This is a genomic window from Streptomyces sp. NPDC047022 (assembly GCF_040644155.1).
Taxonomy (GTDB): Bacteria; Actinomycetota; Actinomycetes; order Streptomycetales; family Streptomycetaceae; genus Streptomyces.
In genome coordinates this window covers 229047-255786 of record NZ_JBEYVV010000001.1, presented here as the reverse complement: position 1 = coordinate 255786, position 26740 = coordinate 229047, and the positions used below count along the sequence as shown (strand labels likewise).

Below are 26740 nucleotides of genomic sequence, written 5' to 3'. Positions count from 1 at the left end.
TCGCGGGGGTCCGTTTTTGTACGGTTGGATCATGACACGCAACGTGGTGGTCAGCGGGGGCGGTACGGGTATCGGGCTCTCGGCGGCGCGGGCCTTCGCCGCGGACGGGGACCGGGTGCTGCTCCTCGGCCGGAGAGCGGAGGTGCTCGAGAAGGCCGGGGTGCCCGGGGCCCTCACCTATGCGGCAGATCTGAGCGACCCGCACGCCGTACGCGGGGTCGCCCGGTTCGTGGCCGCCGAACTCGGCACCGTGGACGTCCTCGTCAACAACGCGGGCGGGAGCGGCGGTCTCGAGACCGAGGCAGCCCCCGAGGACCCCCTCGAAGCCGTCGCGCACACCTGGACCGTCAACTTCCGGCTGAACGTGCTCACCTCGGTCCTGCTCACGGAGGCGCTGCGGGACCGGCTCGCCTCACCCGGCGGGCGCCTGCTGTTCGTCAGCTCCATCGCCGCCTACCGCGGCTCCGGCGGCGGTGCGTACGCCGCGGCCAAGGCCGGGCTGCACCCGTACGCGTTCGATCTGGCCCGGAACCTGGGGCCGCGCGGTGTCACGGTGAACGTGGTGGCGCCCGGCTACATCGAGGACACCGATTTCTTCGGCGGCCCGATGGACCCGGAGCGGCGCGAGCAGCTCATCGCGGAGACATCGACCGCGCGCCCCGGCACGCCGGGCGACATCGCCCAGACACTGCACTGGCTGGCGTCCCCCGGGGCCGGGCACATCACCGCGCAGGTGATCCAGGTGAACGGCGGGGCCGAGCGCGGCCACTGAGGCCACCGAGGGGGACCGGGGCCGGCGGGACCCCGGTCAGCCCCGGCCCGTCCTGGGCTGCTCGAACGCCCTGTGGACCGCCGCGCCGGTCTCCGTGTGCCCGTTTCTGCCGGCCGCCGGGGGCAGGACCGCCTCCGCCGTGTTGACCCGCGGCAGCGCGTACGGATGCTCCTCGGCCAGCCAGCGGATCATCTGCTCGCGGACCGTGACCCGCACCGTCCAGATGTCGCTCGCGTCCTTCGCCGTCACCAGCGCCCGTACCTGCATGGTGTTGGGGGTGCTGTCGGTGACCGCGAGGGCGTAGTCGCGGCCGTCCCATGCCGGGCACTCGCGCAGAAAGTCGCGCAGTCTGGTGCGCATCGCCTCCACGGGGGCGGAGTGGTCGAGGTGGAAGTAGACGATGCCGGTCATCTGGGAGCCGCCGCGCGACCAGTTCTCGAACGGCTTCGAGGTGAAGTACGACACCGGCATGGTGATCCGGCGCTCGTCCCAGGTCCGTACCGTCAGGAACGTCAGCGTGATCTCGTCGACGGTGCCCCACTCGCCGTCCACCACGACCGTGTCGCCGATCCGCACCATGTCGCCGAACGCGATCTGGAGCCCGGCGAACAGGTTGGCCAGCGTGGACTGCGCGGCCACACCGGCGACGATGCCGAGGATGCCGGCCGAGGCCAGCAGGGACGCCCCGGCCGCCCGCATCGCCGGAAACGTCAGCAGCATGGCGGCCACCGACACCACGCCCACGACCGCCGCCACCACCCGCATGATCAGCGACACCTGGGTGCGCACCCGGCGGACCCGGGCGGCATCGTGGTGGGCGCGGGCGTAGCGGGTGTACGACGTCTCCACGACCGCCGACGCGATACGGATCACAAGCCAGGCGGCGGCACCGATCAGTACCAGCGTCAGGGTCCGCCCCACGCCCACCCTGTGGGCCTCGAGGAGCTTCGCCTGGGCATAGGAGCCTCTGAGCAGGGCCGCACACAGCACGAGCTGATAGGGGACGCGTCCGCGGCGCAGCAGGTCCCACAGGGGCGTCTCGGGGTGCCGGCAGTTCGCCTTGCGCAGCAGGACGTCCGTGGCCCACCCGATGAGCAGTGTGAGCACGACCGTGCCGCCGACGACGATCACCGGGCGCAGTACGTTCTCCATGCCTTCGAACGTAACCGGCCGACGCCATCATGAACATGTGACGTGGATCCCGGCTGGCACCATGGCCTCATGAACATCATGCTCTTCCACTCGACGTACGGACTGCGGCCCGCCGTCCGCGCGTCCGCCGACCGGCTCCGTGCCGCCGGTCACCAGGTGTGGACTCCCGATCTGTTCGACGGCCGCACCTTCGACACGGTCGAGGAGGGCATGGCCTTCAAGGAGGAGACCGGCAAGGAGGAACTGCTCAAGCGGGCGGTCCTGGCCGCGGCCCCTTACTCGGAGCGAGGGCTGGTGTACGCGGGGTTCTCCTTCGGCGCCGCCACCGCGCAGACGCTCGCGCTCGGCGACAGCAACGCCCATGGGCTTCTTCTGCTGCACGGCACCTCGGACATCGCGCCGAGTGCCTCGGTGGACGAGCTGCCCGTCCAGCTGCATGTCGCCGAGCCGGACCCGTTCGAGACGGACGACTGGCTGAGCGCCTGGTATCTGCAGATGGGCCGGGCGGGCGCGGACGTGGAGATCTACCGCTACCCCGGAGCGGGACACCTCTACACCGACCTCGGCCTGCCGGACTACGACGAGGAGGCGGCCGAGGCCACCTGGCGGGTGGCACTCGGCTTCCTCGACAGCCTGTGACCGGATGCCGGAGACGCTCCGCACCGGCTGCACGGGCTACACCGGGTCGTACGTCCGCTCGACCTTCTGGGTGCCGCTGCGAGTGCGGTACGAACGCTCCCAGGACGAGGTGGCGTTCGCGTTGGTGCGGTCGGACAGGACGTAGTAGTCCATCTGCGCGCGCTCGGCGGTGATGTCGAGCACGCCGTAGCCGTGGCGGTCGGTGTCCACCCAGTGGACGTGCCGGTTGGCCGCCTGGATCAGCGGCGCGGCCACGAACGAGACCGTGCCCTCCGGCACCTTGACGATGTCGTCGAGGTTGTCGGAGGTCACCGAGGTGATCACGAACTCGGTGGCGGCCGAGGGGGACAGCGGGTAGGTCCCGGCGTCGATCGGCACGTCGTTGGCCCACGACATGTGGATGTCGCCGGTCAGGAAGACCGTGTTGCGGATCGCGTTGTTCCTCAGGTGGGCGAGGAGTTCACGGCGGTCGTCCGTGTAGCCGTCCCACTGGTCGGTGTTGACCCCGATGCCGTCCTGCGGCAGGTCCAGCAGCTTGGCGAGCGGCTTGAGCAGGTCGGCGGTGAGCGAGCCGATCACGAAGGGGGCGATCATCACCGAGTTGCCGACCAGGCGCCAGGTGGTGTCGGACGCCTTCAGGCCGGCCTTCAGCCAGTCGAGCTGCGCGCGGCCCGTGATCGTGCGGTTCGGGTCGTCGACCGAACCGCTGCCTGCGGACGCCTGCTGCGAGCGGAAGGACCGCAGGTCCAGCAGCGAGAGGTCGGCCAGCTTGCCGAAGCGCAGCCGGCGGTAGGTGGTGCCCTCGATCGCCGGGCGGACCGGCATCCACTCGAAGTACGCCTGCTTCGCCGCGGCCTTGCGGTCCGCCCAGGTGCCCTCGGCGCCCTCGGTGTGGTTGACGGCGCCGCCCGACCAGGCGTTGTCGGCGAACTCGTGGTCGTCCCAGATCGCGATGACCGGAGCCTTGTGGTGCAGCGCCTGGAGGTCGGCGTCGGTCTTGTAACGGCCGTGCCGGGTGCGGTAGTCGGCGAGCGTGATGATCTCGTTCGCCGGGGAGTGCGGGCGCACGACCTTGCCGCGGGCCGCGTACTCGCCGCTCTTGTACTCGTAGATGTAGTCGCCCAGGTGCAGCCATGCGTCCAGGTCGCTGCGGGCGGCCAGGTGGCGGTAGGCGGAGAAGTAGCCCGCCTCCCAGTTGGCGCAGGTGACGACGCCGAAGCGCAGCCCGGACACGGCGGCGTCGGCGGCCGGCGCCGTGCGGGTGCGGGCGACGGGGGAGTCGGTGCCGCCGGCGGAGAAGCGGAACCAGTAGTCCGTGGCGGGCGCGAGGCCCCGGATGTCCGCCTTGACGGTGTGGTCCGAGGCGGCGGTCGCCGTCACGGTTCCCCGGGAGACGACGTCGGTGAGTGCCTTGTCGCGGGCGAGGACCCAGCTCACCTCGGTGTCCGGGCCGAGCCCGGAGCCGGGTATCGCCTGTGCGGTGGGCGTCACACGAGTCCACAGCAGGATGCCGTCGGGCAGGGGGTCGCCGGAGGCGACACCGTGCAGGAAGGCGGGGGCCTCGGCGGCGCGGGCCGGAAGGGCGGCCGCGAGCGGAACGCCGAGGACGGCGGTCGCCGCGGCGGCCTTGACGACCGTGCGGCGGCGCGGGGAGAGGGCCCCCGCGCTCTCGGATGATCGGTTTCGACTGGTCACGGACGATCAGGTTACTGATCGGTACACGCCAGAACGGGCGAACACGTAATGTTCGCCCGCTCTTCACGTGGAGGCCGGTTTTCCAGGCGGTGTCAGCCCTTGAGGGCCGCGTCCACCACCCTGTTGAAGTCGGCCACCGTCAGCAGCGGGTTGCCGTCGTTCAGCTTCTTGCCGTCCATGACGAAGGTCGGGGTGCCCTGCACGCCCTCCTTGTTGTCGTCGAAGGTCTTCGACATGGCCATCGCCCAGGCGTCGTAGGTGCCCTTCTTGACCGCGTCCTGGAACTTCGTGTTGTTCTTCAGCGCGGGAACGGTGTCGGCGACCTGGATGAGGTAGCTGTCGTCCTTGAACTTGTCTTCCGTCTCGTCCGGGTGCCACTTGGCCGAGTACAGGGCGCTCTTGTAGTCGAGGAACGCCTCGGGGCTGACGTTCAGCGCCGCGCCCAGGGCGCTCAGCGCGTTCTTCGAGCCCTCGCCGTTGTCATGGCCGTCGATGAACGTGGCGCCGACGTACTGGAACTTGAACTTCCCGTCGTCGATGTCCTTCCGCACGGTGGAGCCGACGGTCTGCTCGAACTGGGCGCACACGGGGCAGCGTGGGTCCTCGTAGACCTTGAGGGTCTTGCTCGCGGTGTCCTTGCCGACGACGACCGTGGTGCCGTTCGTGCCCGTCGTGTTGGCCGGGGCGACGACCTTGGCCGTCTTCGCGGCATCCCACCCTGTGGGCTTGCTCTTCTGCACGATGAGGTAGCTGACGCCGAAGACGACGGCGAGGACGCCGACGATCGAGGCGGCGACGATGACCTGCCGCTTCGCCTTGTCGCGCTTGGCCTGGCGCTCACGTTCCTGACGCAGCCGCTCACGGGCGGCGGTCTTCGCCGACTGGCTGTTCCGCTGGCTCATTTGGATGATCTCCATGGGACGCGCGTACACGGTGTACGCGGGATACGTAAGGGGGTCTTCCGGTGCTCGGTGCCCGGAGTGCTCGGTGCCTCGGCCCGAGGGGCTGGAGGCCCTACAGGGCGAAGGCGAGCGGGCGCGGAGGGCCCCGGCGTCCCAGGGAGTGCGTGAACAGCCGGGTACGGGCGGCGGCGACGTGGTGCACGCGCCGCACCGGACGGCGCACCGGGACAAGCCTCACCGTCACCGCGGCCACCGCGAACAGCAGCGGCCGGAACGTGGTCGCGGCCACCGCGCGCAGCAGCTGGGCCAGCGCCCGCTCACCCCGGCGCAGCCAGGCCGCGGCGAGGAGCCCCACACTCACATGCGTCGCGAGCAGCAGCCAGGCGGTGGCCGGGTCGGCGTGCGCGAGGAGCGCGGCGAGCCGGTCGGTGCCGGTGCCGGCGACTCCGGGCAGCGAGCTGCCCACGGAGTGGCCGCTGCACAGGAGGTCCAGGCCGACCGAGCGCAGGGGCCCGGTCACGGGGCCGCCCGCATTGCCGTAACAGGTGTGCTGGCCCGTGGTGAACACGGTGTCGGCCGTCAGCTCCAGCGGGACCAGAGCGGCGGCGATCTTCGTGAAGCCGCGTTCGCGGCCCGCCAGCGCGTAGGCGGCGGTGAAGACGGCGGCGGCGATGGCGGCCACCGTCCCCATCGGCAGCGGGACCTCGGACAGCAGCACGTGCGACGCGGCGCTGAGTGTCACGACCACGGCCGTGAACAGCGCCGCGCGTACGGCTCTGAGCTGGGTCCCGGATATGTCCATAGCGGGGAGAGTGTCCCATGCGCTCCTGTAAGGACCCCTTAAAAGGAGGCCATGTGTTACGGGAGCGTTGTGCGGGACCTGCGGACGGTGACCTGGAGGAAGGCCCTCTCGGACTCCTACAGGCCCGGGATCCGGCCGTTGCGGAACAGGTCCACGAAGATCTGGTGGTCGGTACGCGCGCGTGCCCCGTACTCGTGCGCGAAGTCCACGAGGAGCTCCGGGAAGCCCGCCTCGTCGGCGGCGATCGCCGCGTCGATGGCCCGCTCCGTGGAGAAGGGCACCAGGGACTCCCCGGACTGGTCGTCCGCCGCCGCGTGCATCGCGGCCGTCGCGCGGCCGAGGTCGGCGACGACCGCCGCGATCTCCTCCGGGTCGTCGATGTCACTCCAGTCCAGGTCCACCGCGTACGGCGACACTTCGGCGACGAGCTGGCCCGCTCCGTCCAGCTCGGTCCAGCCGAGCCAGGGGTCGGCGTGCGCCTGGAGGGCGCGCTGCGAGATCACCGTGCGGTGGCCCTCGTGCTGGAAGTAGCCGCGGATCGCCGGGTCGGTGATGTGACGGGAGACGGCCGGGGTCTGGGCCTGCTTGATGTAGATCACCACGTCGTTCTCAAGGGCGTCGCTGTTGCCCTCGAGAAGGATGTTGTACGACGGGAGCCCCGCCGAGCCGATGCCGATGCCCCGGCGGCCGACCACGTCCTTGACCCGGTAGGAGTCCGGGCGGGCCAGGGACGACTCCGGGAGGGTCTCCAGATAGCCGTCGAACGCCGCGAGCACCTTGTAGCGGGTGGCCGCGTCCAGTTCGATGGATCCGCCGCCCCCGGCGAAGCGGCGCTCGAAGTCGCGGATCTCCGTCATCGAGTCCAGCAGTTCGAAGCGGGTCAGCGAGCGGGCGTCGCGCAGCGCGTCCAGGAGCGGGCCCTGGGCGGTGTCCAGGGTGAAGGGCGGCACCTCGTCGCTCTTGGCGCCGGTCGCCAGGGCGTGGATGCGCTCGCGGTAGGCCTCCGCGTAGACCGTGACCAGTTCGGTGATCTGCTCGTCGCTCAGTGCCTTCGCGTACCCGACCAGCGCCATGGAGGCGGCGAAGCGCTTCAGGTCCCAGGTGAAGGGCCCGACGTACGCCTCGTCGAAGTCGTTGACGTTGAAGATCAGACGGCCCGTGGAGTCCATGTACGTGCCGAAGTTCTCGGCGTGCAGGTCGCCGTGGATCCACACGCGCGAGGTGCGGTCGTCCAGGTAGGGGCCGCCGCGCTTCTCGGAGTCCAGATCGTGGTAGAAGAGGCACGCCGTGCCTCGGTAGAACGCGAAGGCGGAGGCCGCCATCTTGCGGAACTTCACGCGGAACGCGGCCGGGTCGGCGGCGAGCAGTTCGCCGAAGGCGGTGTCGAAGACGGCGAGGATCTCCTCGCCGCGGTGCTCGGCGCTGAGCTGCGGAACCGACATCGCTGGGTGCCTCCAGGTGCAGGTGGTGCGTGATGTGTGGGACGGGGTGCCCCGCCCTCTTTCAAGGGATTCCGAGGATTTCCGAGGGATTCCAAGGGGGTCCAACGGACGACGGTACGCGTGAGTGCCCGTGGCCCTCGTACGAAGACACGGATGACGCCGTCCGTGTCCGCCGCGGTCCGTGGCGCGCGGGTACGGGCGTGCGACCGTGCCCGCCCGGATGAAGGTACGTAGCGACGGCCGCGTGGTGTCAGTGCCGAGGCATAGAATTCGACGCTGTCCACCGGACCGTCCGCAGCCCACCTCTGGAGGCCGAAGCCGTGTCAAAGCCGCCGTTCACGCACCTGCACGTCCACACCCAGTACTCGCTGCTGGACGGTGCCGCGCGGCTGAAGGACATGTTCAACGCGTGCAATGAGATGGGCATGACCCATATCGCCATGTCCGACCACGGCAACCTGCACGGGGCGTACGACTTCTTCCATTCCGCGAAGAAGGCCGGAGTCACCCCGATCATCGGCATCGAGGCCTATGTCGCCCCCGAGTCCCGGCGCAACAAGCGCAAGATCCTGTGGGGCCAGCCGCACCAGAAGCGGGACGACATCTCCGGTTCGGGTGGTTACACCCACAAGACCATCTGGGCGGCGAACGCGACGGGCCTGCACAATCTCTTCCGGCTGTCCTCCGACGCGTACGCCGAGGGCTGGCTGCAGAAGTGGCCCCGCATGGACAAGGAGACCATCTCCCAGTGGTCCGAGGGGCTGATCGCCTCGACCGGCTGCCCCTCGGGCGAGGTGCAGACCCGGCTGCGCCTCGGCCATTTCGACGAGGCGCTGAAGGCCGCCGCCGACTACCAGGACATCTTCGGCAAGGACCGCTACTTCCTGGAGCTGATGGACCACGGCATCGAGATCGAGCGCCGCGTCCGCGACGGGCTGCTGGAGATCGGCAAGAAGCTGGGCATCCCGCCGCTGGTCACCAACGACTCGCACTACACGTACGCGTCCGAGGCGGGCGCCCATGACGCCCTGCTGTGCATCCAGACCGGCAAGAACCTCTCCGATCCCGACCGCTTCAAGTTCGACGGCACCGGCTACTACCTGAAGTCCACGGACGAGATGTACGCCATCGACTCCTCGGACGCCTGGCAGGAGGGCTGCCGCAACACGCTCCTGGTCGCCGAGCAGGTCGACACGTCGGGCATGTTCGAGAAGCGGGACCTCATGCCCAAGTTCGACATCCCCGAGGGCTACACCGAGGTCACCTGGTTCAAGGAGGAGGTACGCCGCGGCATGGAGCGCCGCTTCCCGGGCGGTGTCCCCGAGGACCGCCAGAAGCAGGCGGACTACGAGATGGACGTCATCATCTCGATGGGCTTCCCGGGCTACTTCCTCGTGGTCGCCGACTTCATCATGTGGGCCAAGAACAACGGCATCGCGGTGGGTCCCGGCCGTGGCTCCGCCGCCGGTTCGATCGTCGCCTACGCGATGGGCATCACCGACCTCGACCCGATCCCGCACGGCCTGATCTTCGAGCGGTTCCTCAACCCCGAGCGCATCTCGATGCCCGACGTCGACATCGACTTCGACGAGCGCAGGCGCGTCGAGGTGATCAGGTATGTGACGGAGAAGTACGGCGCCGACAAGGTCGCCATGATCGGCACGTACGGCACCATCAAGGCCAAGAACGCCATCAAGGACTCCGCGCGCGTGCTGGGCTACCCGTACGCGATGGGCGACCGCCTCACCAAGGCCATGCCCGCCGACGTCCTCGGCAAGGGCATCCCGCTGTCCGGCATCACCGACTCCAGCCACCCCCGCTACTCGGAGGCGGGCGAGATCCGGGGGATGTACGAGAACGAGCCGGACGTGAAGAAGGTCATCGACACCGCGCGCGGCGTCGAGGGCCTGGTGCGGCAGATGGGTGTGCACGCCGCCGGCGTGATCATGTCCAGCGAGACCATCACCGAGCACGTCCCCGTCTGGGTCCGGCACACCGACGGCGTGACCATCACCCAGTGGGACTACCCGAGCTGCGAGTCGCTCGGCCTGCTGAAGATGGACTTCCTGGGTCTGCGCAACCTGACGATCATGGACGACGCCGTCAAGATGGTGAAGTCCAACAAGGGGATCGACATCGATCTCCTCGGCCTCCCGCTGGACGACCCCAAGACCTTCGAACTCCTCCAGCGCGGCGACACCCTCGGCGTCTTCCAGTTCGACGGCGGACCCATGCGCTCCCTGCTGCGCCTGATGAAGCCGGACAACTTCGAAGACATCTCCGCCGTGTCGGCCCTGTACCGCCCGGGCCCGATGGGCATGAACTCCCACACGAACTACGCGCTGCGCAAGAACGGCCAGCAGGAGATCACGCCGATCCACAAGGAGCTGGAGGAGCCCCTCAAGGAGGTCCTGGACGTCACCTACGGCCTGATCGTCTACCAGGAGCAGGTGCAGAAGGCCGCCCAGATCATCGCGGGCTACTCGCTCGGCGAGGCCGACATCCTCCGACGGGTTATGGGCAAGAAGAAGCCGGAGGAGCTCGCGAAGAACTTCGTGCTCTTCCAGGAGGGCGCGCGTAAGAAGGACTTCAGCGACGAGGCCATCCAGGCCCTGTGGGACGTCCTGGTCCCGTTCGCCGGCTACGCGTTCAACAAGGCCCACTCGGCGGCGTACGGACTGGTCTCGTACTGGACCGCGTACCTGAAGGCGAACTATCCCGCCGAGTACATGGCCGGGCTGCTGACCTCGGTCAAGGACGACAAGGACAAGTCGGCCGTCTACCTGAACGAGTGCAGGCGCATGGGAATCAAGGTGCTCCCGCCGAACGTCAACGAGTCGGAGCCGAACTTCGCCGCCCAGGGCGACGACGTGATCCTCTTCGGCCTCTCCGCGGTGCGCAACGTCGGTACGAACGTCGTCGAGTCGATCATCAGGAGCCGCAAGGCCAAGGGGAAGTACGCGTCGTTCCCGGACTACCTCGACAAGGTCGAGGCGGTGGTCTGCAACAAGCGCACCACGGAATCGCTGATCAAGGCGGGCGCCTTCGACGAGATGGGGCACACCCGCAAGGGCCTCACCGCGCAGTACGAGCCGATGATCGACAACGTGGTCGCGGTCAAGCGCAAGGAGGCCGAGGGGCAGTTCGACCTGTTCGGCGGCATGGGCGAGGAGCAGAACGACGAGCCCGGCTTCGGTCTCGACGTGCAGTTCACCGACGAGGAGTGGGACAAGACCTATCTGCTCGCCCAGGAGCGGGAGATGCTCGGTCTGTACGTCTCCGACCACCCGCTCTTCGGTCTGGAGCACGTGCTGTCCGACAAGGCCGACGCGGGCATCGCCCAGCTGACCGGCGGCGAGCACGCGGACGGCGCGGTGGTCACCATCGGCGGCATCATCTCGGGTCTTCAGCGCAAGATGACCAAGCAGGGCAACGCCTGGGCCATCGCCACGGTCGAGGACCTCGCCGGCTCCATCGAGTGCATGTTCTTCCCCGCGAGCTATCAGCTGGTGTCGACCCAACTCGTGGAAGACGCAGTGGTGTTCGTCAAGGGCCGCCTCGACAAGCGTGAGGACGTGCCCCGGCTGGTCGCGATGGAGCTGATGGTCCCCGACCTGTCCAACGCGGGCACCAACGCGCCCGTGATCCTCACCATCCCGGCGGTCAAGGTGACCCCGCCCATGGTGAGCCGCCTCGGCGAGATCCTCAGCCACCACAAGGGCGAGAGCGAGGTCCGGATCAGGCTCCAGGGGCCGCGCAAGACCACCGTCCTTCGCCTGGACCGGCACCGGGTCAAGCCGGACCCCGCGCTCTACGGCGACCTGAAGGTCCTGCTCGGACCCGCCTGTCTCACGGGCTGACCGCACGAACCGGCCTGCATCGCGGGCTGATCGGCCGGCACGGCACGATACGCGAGGGGGCGCACCCGAAACGGGTGCGCCCCTGCGTGCGTACCGGGGCCCGGACGGCCCCCTCGGGCTTCAGGAACCCTGGCACCGGCCTCAGTTGTGGCCGAATCGCTTCTGTTGCTTACGGGCGACATCGGAGGGGTTGCCCTGAACCTGCGATATGGGCGACTGATGCGTGTCCGAAGCGGGCCGCTGCGTGCGCTCCTGGGTCTCGTCCGGCTGCGAGGAGCGGCTGTGCGGGGTGGCCTGCTTGCGGTTCTTGTTCTTGGCCATGGTGGTGCCTCCTGTAGGGATTTAGGGGCCAGGGCCGCGACCAGATTCACATAGACTGATAAAGAACGCATGTCGTGCAATTACCGTGCGTAATAAGGACGGTCGCCGCACCGTCCCGAACTCCGCCACGCCGAAGATCGAGTTCGGGCCGTTAACCTCCTCGCGGTCGGGCAGACTCGAAGGAAGCCCGAAGCAAATCTTCCGGAAAGAGGGTGGATCGTGTGGACCGCTGCATCGTCCTGGTAGACGCCGGGTATCTGCTCGGGGCTGCCGCCAGCCTCATCGCCGGGGAGCCCTCCCGGTCCCGGATCACCGTCGACCACGCCGCCCTCATCCAGGGCCTGCGCGAACGCGCCGAGTCGGACACGGAACGGCCGCTGCTGCGCATCTACTGGTTCGACGGCGCCCCCGACCGTGTACCGCAGCCCGAGCACCGCAGGCTGCGCGTGATGCCCCGGGTCACCGTGCGCCTGGGGGCGCTGACCCGCAGTGACGGGCGGTGGGCGCAGAAGGGCGTCGACGCCGCGATGCACGCCGAGCTGACCGAGCTGGCCCGCAACCGTGCCTGCTCCGACGTCGTGCTCGTCACCGGCGACGGGGACCTGCTTCCGGGCATGATGGCCGCGAAGGAGCACGGGGTCGCCGTGCACCTGTGGGCCGTACAGGCCGCGGACGGCGACTACAACCAGTCCGAGGACCTGGTCGCCGAGGCCGATGAGCGGCGGGTGCTGGACCGGGCCTGGATCACCAAGGCCGTACGGCCCAAGGAGCTGGGCGGGATCTGCGCGCCCCCGCCCGCGCCGCGTCCGGAGATCGCCGCGATCCTGTCGGCGCCGCTGCCCGAGTCGGCGCTCACGGCGGGGGCGGACCGGTCCGCCCCCGAGCCGGACCATGTCGGGGCCACCGCCGCGCAGAACGGCGCCCAGGAGCGCGTCCCGGCCGCCAAGGGCGTCCCCACTCCCAAGGACCTGGCGGCGCTGCGGGCACCCGGCGCCCATCCCGCGCACCAGCCCGCGGGGGCGACCCTGCGCTGGTCGTCCGACAAGGGCTGGGTGGACCGGCCCGTCGCGGCCGAGGCCCCGGATGCCGCCTCGCTGCCCACGCTGGCGCAGCTGACGTCCGCGGAGCAGCGATGGGCCGACCGGGAGGAGGACATCACCACGGTCGGCGGAGACCCCTACGAGGTCGGACAGGTGTTCGCGCGGCGCTGGATCGAGCGCCTCGCCGACCCGAGTCATCTGCAGAAGCTGTCGGCCATGTATCCGCGGGTGCCGCACCGCATCGACGGGGAGCTGCTGCGCTACGCCGCCCGGTTCGGTCTGCTCGCCCATAAGGACGACCAGATCGACGAGCACGACCGGTACGCGATCCGGGCGGGGTTCTGGCGGGAGATCGACCAGCGCACCGCGGCGGAACACGCCCCCGCCGGGGAGTGAACCGGGGTCCGCGCGGCTGACCGGGCGGGCCCCCGGGAACCGCCGGGCGCCCGACACCCCGTACCCTCGTCCTTTGTGAATACGCGCACCGCACAGGCACAACGGCACGACGGCGATGTCGTGTGCGCCGTGCGCGGGCTGACCAAGACCTATCCGGCCGTACGCGGCCGCCGCGGCACGCCCGGCACGCCCGAGGTACGGGCCACCGACGATGTACGCCTGGACATCCGGCGCGGGGAGATCTTCGGGCTGCTGGGGCCGAACGGTGCCGGCAAGTCCACCCTCGTACGGCAGCTGACCGGGCTGATGCGGCCCGACCGCGGCAGTGTCGAGATCCTCGGGCACGACATCGTGCGCCATCCCGAGCGGGCCGCGCGGATCCTCGCCTACCTCGGCCAGGAGTCCACCGCCCTCGACGAGCTGACCGTCTCGCTCGCCGCCGAGACCACCGCGCGGCTGCGCGGCCTCGATCCGAGGCGGGCGCGCGAGGAGCGGGACGCCGTCCTGGAGGAGCTCGGGCTCACCCCGATCGCGTCGCGGCCGCTCAAGAAGCTCTCCGGCGGCCAGCGCCGGCTCGCCTGCTTCGCCGCCGCGCTGGTCGGGGAGCGACCGCTGCTGGTGCTCGACGAGCCGACGACCGGGATGGACCCTGTCGCACGGCGCGCGGTATGGGCCGCCGTGGACCGGCGGCGGGCGCTGCACGGCACCACCGTGCTGCTGGTCACCCACAACGTCATCGAGGCCGAGACCGTGCTCGACCGGGTCGCCGTGCTCGACCGCGGGCGGGTCATCGCCTGCGACACCCCGGGGGGCCTCAAGGAGCGGGTCGCGGGCGAGGTGCGGGTCGAACTGGTGTGGCGGGAGCAGGCGCCGCTTCAGGTGCCGGAGGTCGCCGCACTGCGTGACCGCGCGATCGAGTCCGGGCGCCGCTGGTCCCTGCGGATGGCCCCGGAGGAGGCGCGCGCGGCCGTCGCCACCGTGACCGGCGGCGCCGCCTTCGCCGCCCTGGACGACTTCACCCTCGCCACGCCCAGCCTGGAGGACGTCTACCTCGCGCTCGGCGGCAGCACCCAGGGGCTGGTGAAGGCATGAGCGCGCGGGAGGCCGGGCCCGTATGGAGCCCAAGGGCCGCCGGGTCCCCGGGGAGTGGGAAGGCGGCAGCGACGAAGAGGAGCAGCGCGACGTGAGTGCCGTACCCGCCGAGGTTCTGCCCGGCGCCGGGGCGGCGGACGACGGCGACCGGGGCGAGGCCGTCCTCGGCCCTCGGGCGCGGCTGTGGCCGTCGCTCGTCGCCGTGTACCGGGCGCAGCTGTCCCGGGCGCGGGTCGCCCGGATCCCGCTGCTGTTCGTGGCCACGTTCCAGTCGATCGGCATCATGATCATGATGCGGGGAGTCGTGGACGGCGGGAGCGACGCGCGGTCCGTGGTCGCCGGGTCGTCCGTGCTCGTGGTCGCCTACGTCGGACTGAACCTGCTGGCGCAGTACTTCGGCCAGCTGCGCGGCAGTGGCGGGCTCGACCACTACGCCACGCTGCCGGTGCCGGCCGCCGCGGTGGTGCTGGGGGCGGCGGGGGCGTACGCGTCCTTCACCGTGCCCGGGACCGTGGCGACCGCTGCCTTCGGATGCGCCCTGTTCGGGTTGCCGCTGGCCCATCTGTGGGTGCTGGCCGCGGTGATCCCGCTCTCCGGGGCGGCGCTGTCCGGACTCGGCGCCGCGCTCGGGCTGCTCGCGCCCCGCCCCGAACTGGCCACGCTGCTGGGCCAGTTGGGCATGTCCGCAGCGCTGTTGCTGGGAGTGCTGCCCGCCCGCCGTATGCCGGAGACCGTGCAGTTCGCACGGGATCTGCTGCCGTCCACCTACGGGGTCGAGGCGTTCGCGCGGACCTTCGGGGGGCATCCGGACTGGACGATGGTCCTCGGGGACCTGGGGGTGTGCGCCGCCGTCGGCGTGATCTCACTGGCCCTCGCGACCTGGGCGTACCGCCGGGCGGCCGTCCGGTGAAGCCTCTGACAGACTCGCCTGGCAGGATGTGAAGGTGACCGCTCCGTTGACTCCGCCCCCGCCGCCGCATGAACAGTCCCCGGATTCTGCGCACGACGCGTGGCAGACCGTGTCCGCCCCTCCGGGAGCCGGACCCGCCCCGCACGGCGCCACGTCCCTCTATGACGTGGACGGGCCCGGAATGAAGACCGAGATCCGGGAGGCGGCCGTGATCACGGTGGGCACCGCCCTCGCCGGGATCCTGTTCGGGGTGCTCTGGGCATGGCTGACCCCGCATGTGCCGCTGGTGGGGAACCTGGTCGACAAGAACTGGGTCGTCTATCTGAAGGACACCGAGGGGGAGCAGGCCATCGGTGTGGACGGGACGTTCACCCTGCTGGCGCTCGGCTTCGGCGCCGTCAGCGGCCTGCTCGTCTTCCTGGCGCGCAAGCGGGGCGGGGTCCCGCTCGTGGTGGGGCTCGCCGTGGGAGGGCTGCTGGCATCGCTGCTCGCATGGCGCGTGGGGACCTGGCTGGGACCCGAGCAGGACGTGATCGCGCACGCCAAGGCCGTCGGCAAGGGAGTCACGTTCTCCGCGCCGCTCAGGCTGGGCGCCAAGGTGGCGCTGCTGGCCTGGCCGCTGGCCGCGCTGGCGGTGCACCTCGGCCTGACCGCACTCTTCGGCCCCCGCGACCCCGACCCGTACACGACCTCGTACGGGCAGCCGCCGGCGGTGTGACGCCGGGCCTGCCGGCCCGGCGTCCTAGGAGGTGGTCACGCGGGCCGGTGGCCGTGGTTCGCGTGGCCCTTCTTCATGCGCCACTTGCGCTTGCGTGTCCTCTTCGACATACCTCCGTACTAGCTCAGAACGGACGGCCCGTCGAGTCCTCACGCACCGGCACGGGGCCGCTCGCGCGTACGCGAGCGCTCGCGCGCCTGCTACGGGGCTGCCCACCGGCGTGTGGCGGGGCGGCGGCTCGCGTCTTGCGGGCGGCGGGGCCGATCGCTCGCGCGCGAGCGCCCGCCTAGGGTCGGCCGATCGGCGCGAGCGTCGCTTCCGTGACGTCCGCCAGGTCGGCGGGGGCCAGTTCCACCTCGAGGCCGCGGCGGCCCGCCGAGACGCAGATCGTGGTGTGCGACGACGCCGACGAGTCCAGCACCGTCCGGAGCTTCTTGCGCTGGCCCACCGGAGAGATGCCGCCGCGGACGTACCCCGTCGTGCGTTCCGCCATCGCCGGGTCCGCCATCGCGGCGCGCTTGCCGCCCACCGCCGTCGCCAGCGCCTTCAGGTCCAGCGAGCCCGCCACCGGAACCACCCCGACCACCAGCGCGCCGTCCACGTCCGCCACCAGCGTCTTGAAGACCCGGTCCGGGGACACGCCCATCGCCTCCGCCGCCTCCTCGCCGTAGGACGGGTGTGAGGGATCATGGTCGTAGGCATGGACCGTGAACTCCACCCCGGCGGCGGCCAGCGCCACCGTGGCCGGGGTGCCGCCCGGCTGCTGCTTCTTCGATTTCCTGGCCATTCCGGCTGTTCCCCAGATGTCGTGCGAGACGTCGTGCGTCGGTTCGGACGCGCCGGTTCGACGCGTCGGTGCAGACCCGTCAGTTCAGACTCGTCGGGCTCCGGGTCAGCTCCGAAGCCGGCAACGACGGCAGACTACGGATGATCGCCGTCTCCGAGCGAAGCAGTTTCAGCTCGTCGCGCAGCCGGGAGGCGGTGTCCGGGGCCTGCAGCAGCCGCTGCTTCGTCGGCGTGTCCAGCATCACCGCCGCCGCCACCAGGTAGGACACCACCGACGGCTCGTCCGGCAGCTCGGTACCAGAGGAGATGGACCTCTCCCGCGCGCCCGCCAGACGCTTCTGGTACTGCCGGAAGGCCCGCAGCACGCCCTCGGCGAGCGCGCCCGCCTCGTCGCCCGGCTCCTCCGGCAACTCCTCCAGTTCCGCCGTCAGATACGGTCCCGAGGCATCCACCGAGAGCACCCGGACACGGGTCGTACCGGTCGCCAGCACCTCGAACGTGCCGTCGGCCCGCTCCCGGACCGTCGCCGCGTCCGCGATGCAGCCCATCGAGTGGAATGCCTTGGCCGGATCGGCGCCGAACCCCGCGGCGGGCCCGCGCTCGGGCAGCGCCGTCGGGTCCGGCATACCCGGCGCGCTGGAGGCCACCTCGTGGCCGTCGCGGATCGCGACGACGGCGAAGCGGCGCGGTTCGTCCTCGGGGGTCTTCAGGAGCTCGCGCATCATGGCGCGATAGCGCTCCTCGAAGATGTTCAGCGGGAGCACGAGTCCCGGGAACAGCACCGAGTTCAGCGGGAAGAGCGGAAGCCGGACGGTGGTCACGACCAGAAAGCCTAATGGTCGAGCCGGGGAACGTGTCCCGTGCGCCCACTGAGTGGAAGGAACGGGACCGCCGGACGCGCCGGACGCTCCCGCCGCACCGACGCGGCCACGCGCACCCGCAGGTCCAGGAACGCGCTCAGTGGATCATCGCGTACCCGGTCCCAGGGGAAGGAGGTGGCGTACGGTCCTGTCAGTCGCAGCTGGGTCAGTGCGTCCTCCCAGCGCCCCAGCGCTGCCAGTACACAGGTGAGGAGATTGCGGATCTCCGCGATCCACGGATCGGCCGCCGTGTACCGCCGCGACAGAGCGATCGCCCGGTCCGCCGCCGCGTGCAGCCGGGCGCGCCTCACCGAGGCGCCCTCGTCGTCGGCCAGGCACGAGAAGGCCGCGCGCAGTGGCAGCGCCTGCACCAGGGAGCCGGGCCACGCGTCCTGCGCGGCCGTCTCTGCGAAGTCGAGGCACTCGCTGTGCGACCCGTTCCAGCGGGAGGAGAGGTAACGCAGAGCCGCCACATGACATCCGTAGTGGTGCGGTGAGCGGCGTACCGCCTCGCCCCACAGCCGCTCGAACCCCTTGTGGCCCGCGCCGGATCCGCGCGCGTGGTCCAGCGCCATCCGCCACGGCACCGGGTCGCGCGGATCGCCCTCGGCGGCCGCCGTGATCAAGGGGGTCACGCGGCCGAGCAGTTCGTCGCGGGCCGGCGACTCCCAGGCGTGGGCCAGGGCCAGTTCCGCCTTCACCAGAGTCGCGTCCGGATCGTCCGGGGCGACGGCGCACCAGGTGCTGAACCACTCGCCGCGCGAGCGTGCGAAGGCCGCCAGGCGTATCAGATACCGGTCGCGGTCCTCCCACTCGGCCGTCCCCCGTGTGGTCGCGAGCAGTTCGGCCGCGGGGCCGTGGTCGCCGCGGCCCGCCGCCACCAGGGCGGGCGCCAGACGCTCGTCGGGCGCGTCGAGCAGCACCTCGTCGTCCGCCGGCAGACCGGCGGCGAGGAGGGGGGAGGGACGGTGCGTCCGTGCCCTGCGGACGAGCGCGCGAAGCGTTGCCATGGTGCCGACCATTGAAAAGCCGCAGGTCGGGAGCGCGCCAGAAGGACGGCGTAATCCATGCTTGGTTGCATTCCGCGCGGTCAAGACTCCGCAAAGGATGGGTGCTCGGCCGCTGTTGGGCCGCTGTGGGACGCCCGTGCCGGGAAGCCCGTGCCTCAGGGCCTGGCCCGTCAGCGCCGGTCAGCTCCGCCGCAGGAGCCGTGTCGCCCCCGCCGCGACTGTCGTCGCCAGGATCCAGCCAAGAAGGATCACCACCGTCGACACCCACTGCCAGGCACCGCTGAGCTGCCACTGGCCCACCTGGCCGAGGTCGATGACCGGCAGCAGCAGATCGAGGGCGAAGAGGGAGGGGTTCCAGGCCGGATGGCCGTCCTTGTTGACCGGCGGATGACTGGCGTGGGCGAACGCGAGCGAGGCCGCCGCCCACAGTACGGCCATCCACACCGCCGCACGGCCGGGCCGGTAGCCGTAGGCCACGGTCCAGTCCTGCGCGTACCCCCACAGCTTGGCCGCGACCGGCAGCGTCTCGCGGCGCCGCCGCTGCTTGGCGAGCAGCACCTCGCGCGCGTCCTCGTCCTCCCCGGCGTTGCGCAGTACCGTCGCCAGCCGCTCGTAGGGTTCCGGCTTGTACTCGGCGGTCGCCGCCGCCACCCACTCCAGGCGCCGGGCGAGCGGGAACGCGTCGTGCGGGACGAGGTACTCGTACGCGAAGCCGCCCATCTGCAGTCGGCCCAGGCCGGGCCAGCTCGTCCACCGGTCGATCAGGGTCACGATCCGCGCGCCCGAGAGGACCACCGTGCCGCGCTCGGGCTGCTCGCCCAGGAAGCGCAGCTCGGGTGTCTGGACCCGGCGCAGGGAGATCTCCTGGTCGTCGTCCAGGACGAATCTGGCCGCCTCCACGTCGACCGCGTCCCCGAACCGTCCGTCGTCCAGCCGGACCCCGCCCCGGCACTCGAACCGCTGCACCCGCGTCCCGCGCGCGGGGGTGGTGCCGCTTGTCACCAGCGGATTGGCGAGGCCCGCGGGGGTCAGGTACAGCGTCCGCTCGACGGTCAGCTGAGGCGCGTTGAGCGCCAGCCTGCCGTAAGGGTTGGCGAGCCGGGCGCCGCGCAGGCTCAGTGAGACGCCGACCGTGGCGCTGCGCAGGGTGAGTTCGCCGTGCGACTCCAGCATCTCCGCCTGGAGGTCCTGGCCCACGTGCAGTCCGTCGGCGGTGATCGACAGACCGCGCCGGTCACGGTAGACGACGGCCTGGTTGAGCAGGAGATCCGTGCCGATGTGGGCGTCGGTGAGCCGTACTCCGTTGTGGAAGCGGCAGCGCGGCAGATGGAGGTCGCCCTCCGTGTGCACCCGCGCCGCCTCCAGCCGCGGCACCGAGCAGTCGACCAGCCGTACGGTCGTGAAGTGGGCCTCCGGCAGCAGGATCTCCTTCTCGAACCGGCAGCCCTTCAGCTCCAGGTACGGCACGACCGTGCCACCCGCGAGATCGAGCGTGTCCATGATCTGGACGCCGGTCAGCTTGAGCGAGGCGACCCGGCCCGCGAGCGCGGGCGGCCCGTCCAGGAGCAGCCAGGCCACGATCCGCGCCCTGACGCTGCGCTCGGGACCCCAGGGGTGGCCGCCGTGCGGATCGTCCACGACGGCGTCCCCGCTGCGCAGGTCGTACACACTGCCGTTGCGGAAGGCCTGCCACATGCCGGCCTCGGCGGCGGTCAGGTCGTCCGGCAGGTCCCCGGTGCGGATGCCGGCACCCTCGGTCACGGCACTTTCCTCTCTCCCCGTGCGTCTCCTCGCGGGTTTCGTACGACCGTTCATGCCCGCTGTGTGACAGGCCGAACGCTATTGGTGAAGACGATCTTCCGGGTGCGATATCAGTCATGGGTTCCGGCCACCCTCCAGGGAGCCCGGACCACCGGATCCGGCCACCGCCGCCCGGCCTTCGCGCCGACGCCGGCGGCGCGGGACAACCGCGCGGGGTTCCGCCCCGCCGGGCGGCTGCCGTCCGCCGGGACTTCGCGTCGGCCGTGACGGGCGTCCTGGGGGTTCGGCGCCGCCCGGCATGGTCACCTCGGGCCTCGCGTGGGCGGCGACGTTCGTCCCACGGCGCCGTGGGACCCGGCGGCGGCCACTCGCCGCCCCGGGGCGCCTCGGGGCCGCCGCCCGCCTGGCCTCGGCGACCAGTCGCCGGGCTCCCGCCCCGGCCCGGCAGCCCCCGAGACCCAGCCTCGGCGAACACCCGCCGTGACCCCGCACCCGCCCCGGCAGACGCCCACCTCCCACCCGCCCGGCCACGACACGCCCGTTCGTCGCCGCGGAAACCCACGGTCCAAGTTCCGCGGCGGGCGTGTCGCGCCCGGCCCGTTAAGGGGCGCCCCGCCGCGCAGCCGCCGGACAGGGCCCGGCACGAGCGGTCGCGGGGTGTCGGCGCCCGGCCACGGGATCCGACCCGTCCGTCCACTCTCCGTATCAGCCATTGATACGGCTGTCCAGCGGCAGGAAGCCGTCTGAGAGAATTGGCCCTGTGATCTCCCGAATCGATCTGCGCGGCGACGCCCTCCCCGAGGGCCGCGCCCTGCGTGACCTGCTGCCCCGAGCCGACTTCGACGTCTCGGCCGCCCTGGAGAAGGTGCGTCCGATCTGCGAAGCCGTGCATCATCGCGGCGACGCGGCACTGATCGACTTCGCGGAGAGGTTCGACGGAGTACGGCTGGAATCCGTCCGTGTCCCGGCCGAGGCGCTCCACAAGGCGCTCGCCGAGCTCGAACCGGCCGTGCGCGCGGCCCTGGAGGAGTCCATCCGCCGCGCCCGCCTCGTCCACCGCGAGCAGCGCCGGACGCCGCACACCACGCGGGTCGTGCCGGGTGGTTCGGTCACCGAGAAGTGGGTGCCGGTGGATCGTGTCGGGCTGTACGCGCCCGGCGGACGGTCGGTCTACCCCTCGTCCGTGATCATGAACGTGGTGCCCGCGCAGGAGGCCGGCGTCGAGTCGGTCGCCCTCGCCTCGCCGCCGCAGGCGGAGTTCGGCGGCCTGCCGCACCCGACCGTCCTGGCCGCCTGCGCCCTGCTGGGCGTGGATGAGGTGTACGCGGCCGGCGGCGCGACCGCGGTCGCGATGTTCGCGTACGGCACCGAGTCCTGCCCGCCCGCGAACATGGTCACAGGACCGGGCAACATCTGGGTCGCCGCCGCCAAGCGCTACTTCACCGGCAAGATCGGCATCGACACCGAGGCCGGCCCCACCGAGATCGCGATCCTCGCGGACGGGACCGCCGACCCGGTGCACGTGGCCTCGGACCTGATCAGCCAGGCCGAGCACGACCCGCTGGCCGCCGCGGTCCTGGTCACCGACTCCCCGGACCTCGCCGACGCGGTGGACAAGGAGCTGGAGACCCAGGTCGCGGCCACCAAGCATGTCGAGGACCGGGTCCGCCCGGCGCTCACGGGCAAGCAGTCCGCGATCGTGCTGGTCGACGGCGTCGACGAGGGCCTCAGGGTGGTCGACGCGTACGGCGCCGAGCACCTGGAGATCCAGACGGCCGACGCCGCCGCGGTCGCGGGCCGGGTGCGGAACGCGGGTGCGGTCTTCGTCGGCCCCTGGGCGCCCGTCTCGCTGGGCGACTACGTGGCGGGCTCCAACCATGTGCTGCCGACCGGCGGTTGCGCGTGCCACTCCTCGGGGCTGTCCGTCCAGTCCTTCCTGCGCGGCATCCACATCGTGGACTACACGAAGGACGCACTGGCCGATGTCGCGCACCACGTGGTGACGCTGGCGGAGGCGGAGGACCTGCCGGCGCACGGCGCCGCGGTCAAAGCGAGGTTCGGCTGGAAGGTTCCCCAAGGCAAGTGACTGGCATCGACGATCTCCCCGTACGGGACGAGCTGCGCGGCAAGTCCCCCTACGGCGCCCCGCAACTGGACGTCCCCGTACGGCTGAACACCAACGAGAACCCGTACCCGCTGCCCGAGCCGCTGGTCGAACGGATCACCGAGCGCGTGCGCGAGGCCGCCCGCAACCTCAACCGCTACCCGGACCGGGACGCCATCGAGCTGCGCACCAGGCTGGCCGAGTATCTGACGAGGACCGGCGGCCACCGGGTCGGCACCGAGAACGTCTGGGCGGCCAACGGTTCCAACGAGGTCATCCAGCAACTGCTGCAGACCTTCGGCGGGCCGGGCCGCAGCGCGATCGGCTTCGAGCCGTCGTACTCGATGCACGCGCTGATCTCCCGCGGCACCGGCACCGGATGGATCTCCGGCCCGCGCGAGGAGGACTTCACGATCGACGTCGCCGCCGCCGAGAAGGCCATCGCCGAGAACCGTCCCGACGTCGTCTTCATCACGACCCCCAACAACCCCACGGGCAACGCGGTTCCCGCCGAGACGGTCCTCGCGCTCTACGAGGCCGCGCAGAAGGCGAAGCCGTCCATGGTCGTCGTGGACGAGGCGTACATCGAGTTCAGCCACGGCGACTCGCTGCTTCCGCTGATCGAAGATCGGCCGAATCTCGTCGTCTCGCGGACCATGTCCAAGGCCTTCGGGGCCGCCGGACTGCGCCTCGGCTACCTCGCCGCCCACCCCGCGGTCGTGGACGCCGTCCAGCTGGTACGACTGCCGTACCACCTCTCGGCGATCACCCAGGCGACCGCGCTGGCCGCCCTCGAACACACCGACACGCTGCTGAAGTACGTGGAGCAGCTGAAGTCCGAGCGGGACCGCCTGGTCGCCGGACTGCGCGCGATGGGCTACGACGTCGTCGGGTCCGACGCGAACTTCGTGCAGTTCGGCCGGTTCCCCGACTCCCATGAAGCCTGGCGGAAGATCCTCGACCGGGGCGTCCTGGTCCGGGACAACGGCATCCCGGGATGGCTGCGCGTCAGCGCCGGGACCCCGCAGGAGAACGACGCGTTCCTCGACGCGGTACGTGAACTGAAGAAGGAGCAGAGCGCATGAGCCGCGTAGGGCGCGTGGAGCGCAGCACCAAGGAGACCTCGGTCGTCGTCGAGATCGACCTCGACGGCACCGGCAGAACCGACATCGTCACCGGCGTCGGCTTCTACGACCACATGCTCGACCAGCTCGGCCGGCACGGTCTGTTCGACCTGACCGTGAAGACCGAGGGCGATCTGCACATCGACTCGCACCACACCATCGAGGACACCGCCCTCGCGCTCGGGGCCGCCTTCAAGCAGGCGCTCGGCGACAAGGTGGGCATCTATCGCTTCGGCAACTGCACCGTCCCGCTGGACGAGTCGCTCGCCCAGGTCACCGTCGATCTGTCCGGCCGCCCCTACCTCGTGCACACCGAGCCCGAGAACATGGCGCCGATGATCGGCGAGTACGACACCACGATGACCCGGCACATACTGGAGTCGTTCGTGGCCCAGGCCCAGATCGCCCTCCATGTGCACGTGCCGTACGGTCGCAATGCTCACCACATCGTTGAGTGCCAGTTCAAGGCGCTCGCGCGGGCCCTGCGCTACGCGAGCGAACGTGACCCGCGCGCGGCGGGCATTCTCCCGTCCACGAAGGGTGCGCTGTAAATCATGAACGGACTGTCCACCGTCCTCATCGTCGTCGGTCTCTTCCTCGTCGGCGGGATCATCTCCTTCGCCAAGCAGCAGATGCCCAAGAGCCTCATCGTGCTGCTGTCCATCGGCGCGGCGATGTGTCTCGTCTCGGGTGTCCTGAGGCTGGGGGTGTGGAATTGAGCAGCCCGGCCGGCTCGGCCAGGAAGAGCGTCGTCGTCTTCGACTACGGCTTCGGAAACGTCCGCTCCGCCGAGCGCGCCCTCGCGCGCGTGGGAGCCGATGTGGAGATCACCCGGGACTTCGACAAGGCCATGAACGCCGACGGACTGCTGGTCCCGGGCGTGGGCGCCTTCGCCGCCTGTATGCAGGGACTGAAGCGGGCCCGGGGCGACTGGATCATCGACCGCCGGCTGTCCGGCGGGCGCCCCGTGATGGGCATCTGCGTGGGCATGCAGATCCTCTTCGCGCGCGGCATCGAGCACGGCCTGGAGACCGACGGCCTGGACGAGTGGCCGGGCACGGTCGGGCCGCTCAAGGCCGACATCGTCCCCCACATGGGCTGGAACACCGTCGAGGCACCCGCCGACTCGGAACTGTTCGCCGGACTGGACGCGGATGCGCGCTTCTACTTCGTGCACTCCTACGCCGTTCATGACTGGCACCTGGAGACGCACAACCCGCTGCTGCACGCGCCCAAGGTGACCTGGTCGACGCACGGCGAGCCGTTCGTCGCGGCCGTCGAGAACGGCGCCCTGCGGGCCACGCAGTTCCACCCCGAGAAGTCCGGCGACGCCGGAGCGCAGCTGCTCACCAACTGGATCGGAACCCTGTAGACCATGGCCAAGCTCGAACTCCTCCCCGCCGTCGACGTACGCGACGGCCAGGCCGTCCGCCTCGTGCACGGCGAGTCCGGCACGGAGACCTCGTACGGCTCCCCGCTGGAGGCCGCCCTCGCCTGGCAGCGGGCGGGCGCCGAGTGGCTGCATCTGGTCGACCTGGACGCCGCGTTCGGCACCGGCGACAACCGCGCGCTGATCGCCGAGGTCACCTCGGCGATGGACATCAAGGTGGAGCTGTCCGGAGGCATCCGGGACGACGACACGCTGGCCGCCGCCCTGGCCACCGGGTGCACGCGCGTCAACCTCGGTACGGCCGCCCTGGAGACCCCCGAGTGGGTGGCCGGGGTCATCGCCGAGCACGGTGACAGGATCGCGGTCGGCCTCGACGTACGGGGCACGACCCTGCGCGGGCGGGGCTGGACCCGCGACGGCGGCGACCTGTACGAGACGCTGGCGCGCCTCGACAAGGAGGGCTGCGCCCGGTACGTCGTCACCGACATCGCCAAGGACGGCACGCTCCAGGGCCCCAACCTGGAGCTGCTGAAGAATGTGTGCGCGGTCACCGACCGCCCGGTGGTGGCCTCGGGCGGGGTCTCCTCGCTCGACGACCTGAGGGCCGTCGCAGAGCTGGTGCCCCTCGGCGTCGAGGGTTCCATCGTCGGGAAGGCGCTCTACGCGAAGGCGTTCACCCTGGAAGAGGCCTTGGAGGCTGTGTCGTCATGACGTCGGATGCCGTACGGCGGGTGCAGAGCGGCAGTCCCTGGGAGGAGACCATCGGGTTCGCACGCGCCGTCGCGGCGGGCGATCGCGTACTGGTGAGCGGTACGACCTCCTTCAGGGGCAGCGTGCTGTACGGGGAAGGCGATCCCTACGAACAGGCGAAGGTGGCGTTCACCACCGCGCTGGAGGCGATCGCCGAGTTCGGGCTCGGGCCCGGGTCGGTCGTACGGACCCGGATGTACCTCACCCATCCCCGGGACGTCGACGCGGTGGGCCGCGCCCACAAAGAGATCTTCGACGCCGTGCGCCCGGCCGCGACCATGCTGGTCGTGACGGGCTTCGTGGACCCGCGCATCCTGGTCGAAGTGGAACTAGAGGCATTCCGAGGACCTGAGGAAAACAGAGGAGCCGTGGATTCATGACCCTGGCGGTCCGAGTCATCCCCTGCCTGGACGTGGACAACGGCCGGGTCGTCAAGGGCGTCAACTTCCAGAACCTGCGGGACGCGGGCGATCCCGTGGAGATGGCCAAGGTGTACGACGCCGAGGGTGCCGACGAGCTGACGTTCCTGGACATCACCGCGTCCTCGGGCGACCGGGAGACGACGTACGACGTGGTGCGCCGCACCGCCGAGCAGGTGTTCATCCCGCTGACGGTCGGCGGCGGCGTCCGCGCGGCCGACGACGTGGACCGGCTGCTGCGGGCGGGCGCCGACAAGGTGGGCGTCAACACCGCCGCGATCGCCCGCCCGGATCTCATCCGTGAGATCGCCGAGCGGTTCGGGCGTCAGGTTCTCGTCCTGTCCGTGGACGCGCGCCGCACCCCGTCCGGCAGCTTCGAGGTGACGACTCACGGTGGCCGCCGGGGCACCGGCATCGACGCGGTCGAGTGGGCGCACCGGGCCGCCGAGCTGGGCGCGGGCGAGATCCTGCTCAACTCCATGGACGCGGACGGCACCAGGGACGGCTACGACCTGGAGATGATCACGGCCGTACGCAAGCATGTGAGCGTCCCGGTGATCGCCTCGGGAGGTGCCGGCAAGCTGGCCGACTTCCCCCCGGCCATCGCGGCGGGCGCGGACGCGGTGCTGGCGGCGTCGGTGTTCCACTTCGGGGACCTGAGGATCGGCGAGGTGAAGGAGACCCTGCGGGACGCGGGACACCCCGTGAGGTGAGATCCCGCCCGGATGGAGCCCCGGCCGGCCTCGACGGCTGCCGGGGCTCTTGTCCGGAGAGATGCAAAAGATTCGTTGCGCA

25 protein-coding genes are annotated in these 26740 nt (G+C 70.8%); 15 read left to right on the top strand and 10 right to left on the bottom strand.

Annotated elements, in window-relative coordinates:
• Positions 1-31 precede the first annotated feature (31 nt).
• Entirely contained in the window at positions 32-772 is a 741-nt protein-coding gene (locus ABZ845_RS01165) for an SDR family oxidoreductase (RefSeq protein WP_360971545.1), read from the top strand.
• A gap of 36 nt (positions 773-808) precedes the next feature.
• Here the strand turns inward: ABZ845_RS01165 and ABZ845_RS01160 are convergent, their stop codons facing one another.
• Positions 809-1924, bottom strand: a complete 1116-nt coding sequence (locus ABZ845_RS01160) for a mechanosensitive ion channel domain-containing protein (RefSeq protein ID WP_360971542.1) — start codon at positions 1922-1924, stop codon at positions 809-811.
• Positions 1925-1993: 69 nt separating this feature from the next.
• On the opposite strand from ABZ845_RS01160, the gene ABZ845_RS01155 reads away from it, so the two are divergent.
• Positions 1994-2563, top strand: coding sequence for a dienelactone hydrolase family protein (locus ABZ845_RS01155; protein ID WP_360971539.1), 570 nt, complete (start codon positions 1994-1996; stop codon positions 2561-2563).
• A gap of 36 nt (positions 2564-2599) precedes the next feature.
• On the opposite strand, the gene ABZ845_RS01150 is transcribed toward ABZ845_RS01155, so the two are convergent.
• From ABZ845_RS01150 to ABZ845_RS01135, 4 genes are all read right to left on the bottom strand, one after another.
• A complete protein-coding gene (locus ABZ845_RS01150; protein ID WP_360971536.1) occupies positions 2600-4258 on the bottom strand; it encodes an alkaline phosphatase D family protein in 1659 nt (552 codons plus the stop codon).
• A 92-nt stretch (positions 4259-4350) separates the two neighbouring features.
• Positions 4351-5160 carry a thioredoxin domain-containing protein gene (locus ABZ845_RS01145; protein WP_360972418.1) on the bottom strand — a complete coding sequence of 270 codons (810 nt, stop codon included), beginning with the start codon at positions 5158-5160 and terminating at the stop codon, positions 4351-4353.
• Positions 5161-5272: 112 nt separating this feature from the next.
• Entirely contained in the window at positions 5273-5962 is a 690-nt protein-coding gene (locus tag ABZ845_RS01140) for a hypothetical protein (RefSeq protein WP_360971533.1), read from the bottom strand.
• Positions 5963-6078: 116 nt separating this feature from the next.
• A complete protein-coding gene (locus ABZ845_RS01135) occupies positions 6079-7404 on the bottom strand; it encodes a DUF2252 domain-containing protein (protein ID WP_360971531.1) in 1326 nt (441 codons plus the stop codon).
• Positions 7405-7724: 320 nt separating this feature from the next.
• On the opposite strand from ABZ845_RS01135, the gene dnaE reads away from it, so the two are divergent.
• Positions 7725-11264: a DNA polymerase III subunit alpha gene (dnaE, locus tag ABZ845_RS01130; RefSeq protein WP_360971528.1), complete on the top strand. Its 3540-nt coding sequence runs from the start codon at positions 7725-7727 to the stop codon at positions 11262-11264.
• Between the two features lie 141 nt (positions 11265-11405).
• Here dnaE and ABZ845_RS01125 read toward each other — a convergent pair whose 3' ends face one another.
• Positions 11406-11585, bottom strand: a complete 180-nt coding sequence (locus ABZ845_RS01125) for a hypothetical protein (protein ID WP_360971525.1) — start codon at positions 11583-11585, stop codon at positions 11406-11408.
• Positions 11586-11806: 221 nt separating this feature from the next.
• On the opposite strand from ABZ845_RS01125, the gene ABZ845_RS01120 reads away from it, so the two are divergent.
• The 4 genes from ABZ845_RS01120 (at position 11807) to ABZ845_RS01105 (ending at position 15741) form a co-directional block, all read left to right on the top strand.
• Positions 11807-13021 (top strand): NYN domain-containing protein, encoded by a 1215-nt coding sequence (locus tag ABZ845_RS01120; RefSeq protein ID WP_360971522.1) that lies wholly within the window; start codon positions 11807-11809, stop codon positions 13019-13021.
• A gap of 120 nt (positions 13022-13141) precedes the next feature.
• Complete coding sequence (locus ABZ845_RS01115; RefSeq protein WP_360972416.1) at positions 13142-14113, top strand: ABC transporter ATP-binding protein; 972 nt, start codon at positions 13142-13144, stop codon at positions 14111-14113.
• A gap of 91 nt (positions 14114-14204) precedes the next feature.
• Positions 14205-15023 (top strand): ABC transporter permease, encoded by an 819-nt coding sequence (locus tag ABZ845_RS01110; protein ID WP_360972414.1) that lies wholly within the window; start codon positions 14205-14207, stop codon positions 15021-15023.
• Between the two features lie 34 nt (positions 15024-15057).
• On the top strand, positions 15058-15741 hold the full coding sequence (locus ABZ845_RS01105) for an AAA family ATPase (protein WP_360971519.1): 684 nt from the start codon (positions 15058-15060) through the stop codon (positions 15739-15741).
• Between the two features lie 286 nt (positions 15742-16027).
• On the opposite strand, the gene ybaK is transcribed toward ABZ845_RS01105, so the two are convergent.
• The 4 genes from ybaK to ABZ845_RS01085 all read right to left on the bottom strand — a co-directional run bounded on the left by ybaK (position 16028) and on the right by ABZ845_RS01085 (position 20158).
• Positions 16028-16528, bottom strand: a complete 501-nt coding sequence (gene ybaK / locus ABZ845_RS01100; protein WP_360971516.1) for a Cys-tRNA(Pro) deacylase — start codon at positions 16526-16528, stop codon at positions 16028-16030.
• 79 nt (positions 16529-16607) lie between these two features.
• Positions 16608-17348 carry an LON peptidase substrate-binding domain-containing protein gene (locus tag ABZ845_RS01095; RefSeq protein ID WP_360971513.1) on the bottom strand — a complete coding sequence of 247 codons (741 nt, stop codon included), beginning with the start codon at positions 17346-17348 and terminating at the stop codon, positions 16608-16610.
• Between the two features lie 11 nt (positions 17349-17359).
• Entirely contained in the window at positions 17360-18397 is a 1038-nt protein-coding gene (locus ABZ845_RS01090; protein ID WP_360971510.1) for a hypothetical protein, read from the bottom strand.
• Positions 18398-18577: 180 nt separating this feature from the next.
• Positions 18578-20158 carry an oxidoreductase gene (locus tag ABZ845_RS01085; RefSeq protein WP_360971507.1) on the bottom strand — a complete coding sequence of 527 codons (1581 nt, stop codon included), beginning with the start codon at positions 20156-20158 and terminating at the stop codon, positions 18578-18580.
• 760 nt (positions 20159-20918) lie between these two features.
• On the opposite strand from ABZ845_RS01085, the gene hisD reads away from it, so the two are divergent.
• The 8 genes from hisD to hisF are packed head-to-tail and all read left to right on the top strand — an operon-like array spanning position 20919 to position 26658.
• Positions 20919-22244: a histidinol dehydrogenase gene (gene hisD, locus ABZ845_RS01080; RefSeq protein ID WP_360971504.1), complete on the top strand. Its 1326-nt coding sequence runs from the start codon at positions 20919-20921 to the stop codon at positions 22242-22244.
• Positions 22241-23347 carry a histidinol-phosphate transaminase gene (locus tag ABZ845_RS01075; protein ID WP_360971501.1) on the top strand — a complete coding sequence of 369 codons (1107 nt, stop codon included), beginning with the start codon at positions 22241-22243 and terminating at the stop codon, positions 23345-23347. Before hisD ends, ABZ845_RS01075 begins: the two co-directional genes overlap by 4 nt.
• A complete protein-coding gene (hisB, locus tag ABZ845_RS01070; protein WP_360971498.1) occupies positions 23344-23937 on the top strand; it encodes an imidazoleglycerol-phosphate dehydratase HisB in 594 nt (197 codons plus the stop codon). Before ABZ845_RS01075 ends, hisB begins: the two co-directional genes overlap by 4 nt.
• Positions 23938-23940: 3 nt before the next feature.
• Positions 23941-24105 carry a hypothetical protein gene (locus ABZ845_RS01065; protein ID WP_360971495.1) on the top strand — a complete coding sequence of 55 codons (165 nt, stop codon included), beginning with the start codon at positions 23941-23943 and terminating at the stop codon, positions 24103-24105.
• Positions 24096-24758: an imidazole glycerol phosphate synthase subunit HisH gene (hisH, locus tag ABZ845_RS01060; protein ID WP_360971493.1), complete on the top strand. Its 663-nt coding sequence runs from the start codon at positions 24096-24098 to the stop codon at positions 24756-24758. Before ABZ845_RS01065 ends, hisH begins: the two co-directional genes overlap by 10 nt.
• Positions 24759-24761: 3 nt before the next feature.
• Entirely contained in the window at positions 24762-25487 is a 726-nt protein-coding gene (gene priA, locus ABZ845_RS01055; RefSeq protein ID WP_360971491.1) for a bifunctional 1-(5-phosphoribosyl)-5-((5-phosphoribosylamino)methylideneamino)imidazole-4-carboxamide isomerase/phosphoribosylanthranilate isomerase PriA, read from the top strand.
• The gene (locus tag ABZ845_RS01050) at positions 25484-25906 is read left to right on the top strand and encodes a RidA family protein (RefSeq protein ID WP_360971488.1); all 423 of its coding nucleotides are present in this window, start codon (positions 25484-25486) and stop codon (positions 25904-25906) included. Before priA ends, ABZ845_RS01050 begins: the two co-directional genes overlap by 4 nt.
• On the top strand, positions 25903-26658 hold the full coding sequence (hisF, locus tag ABZ845_RS01045; protein WP_360971485.1) for an imidazole glycerol phosphate synthase subunit HisF: 756 nt from the start codon (positions 25903-25905) through the stop codon (positions 26656-26658). Before ABZ845_RS01050 ends, hisF begins: the two co-directional genes overlap by 4 nt.
• Positions 26659-26740 lie beyond the last annotated feature (82 nt).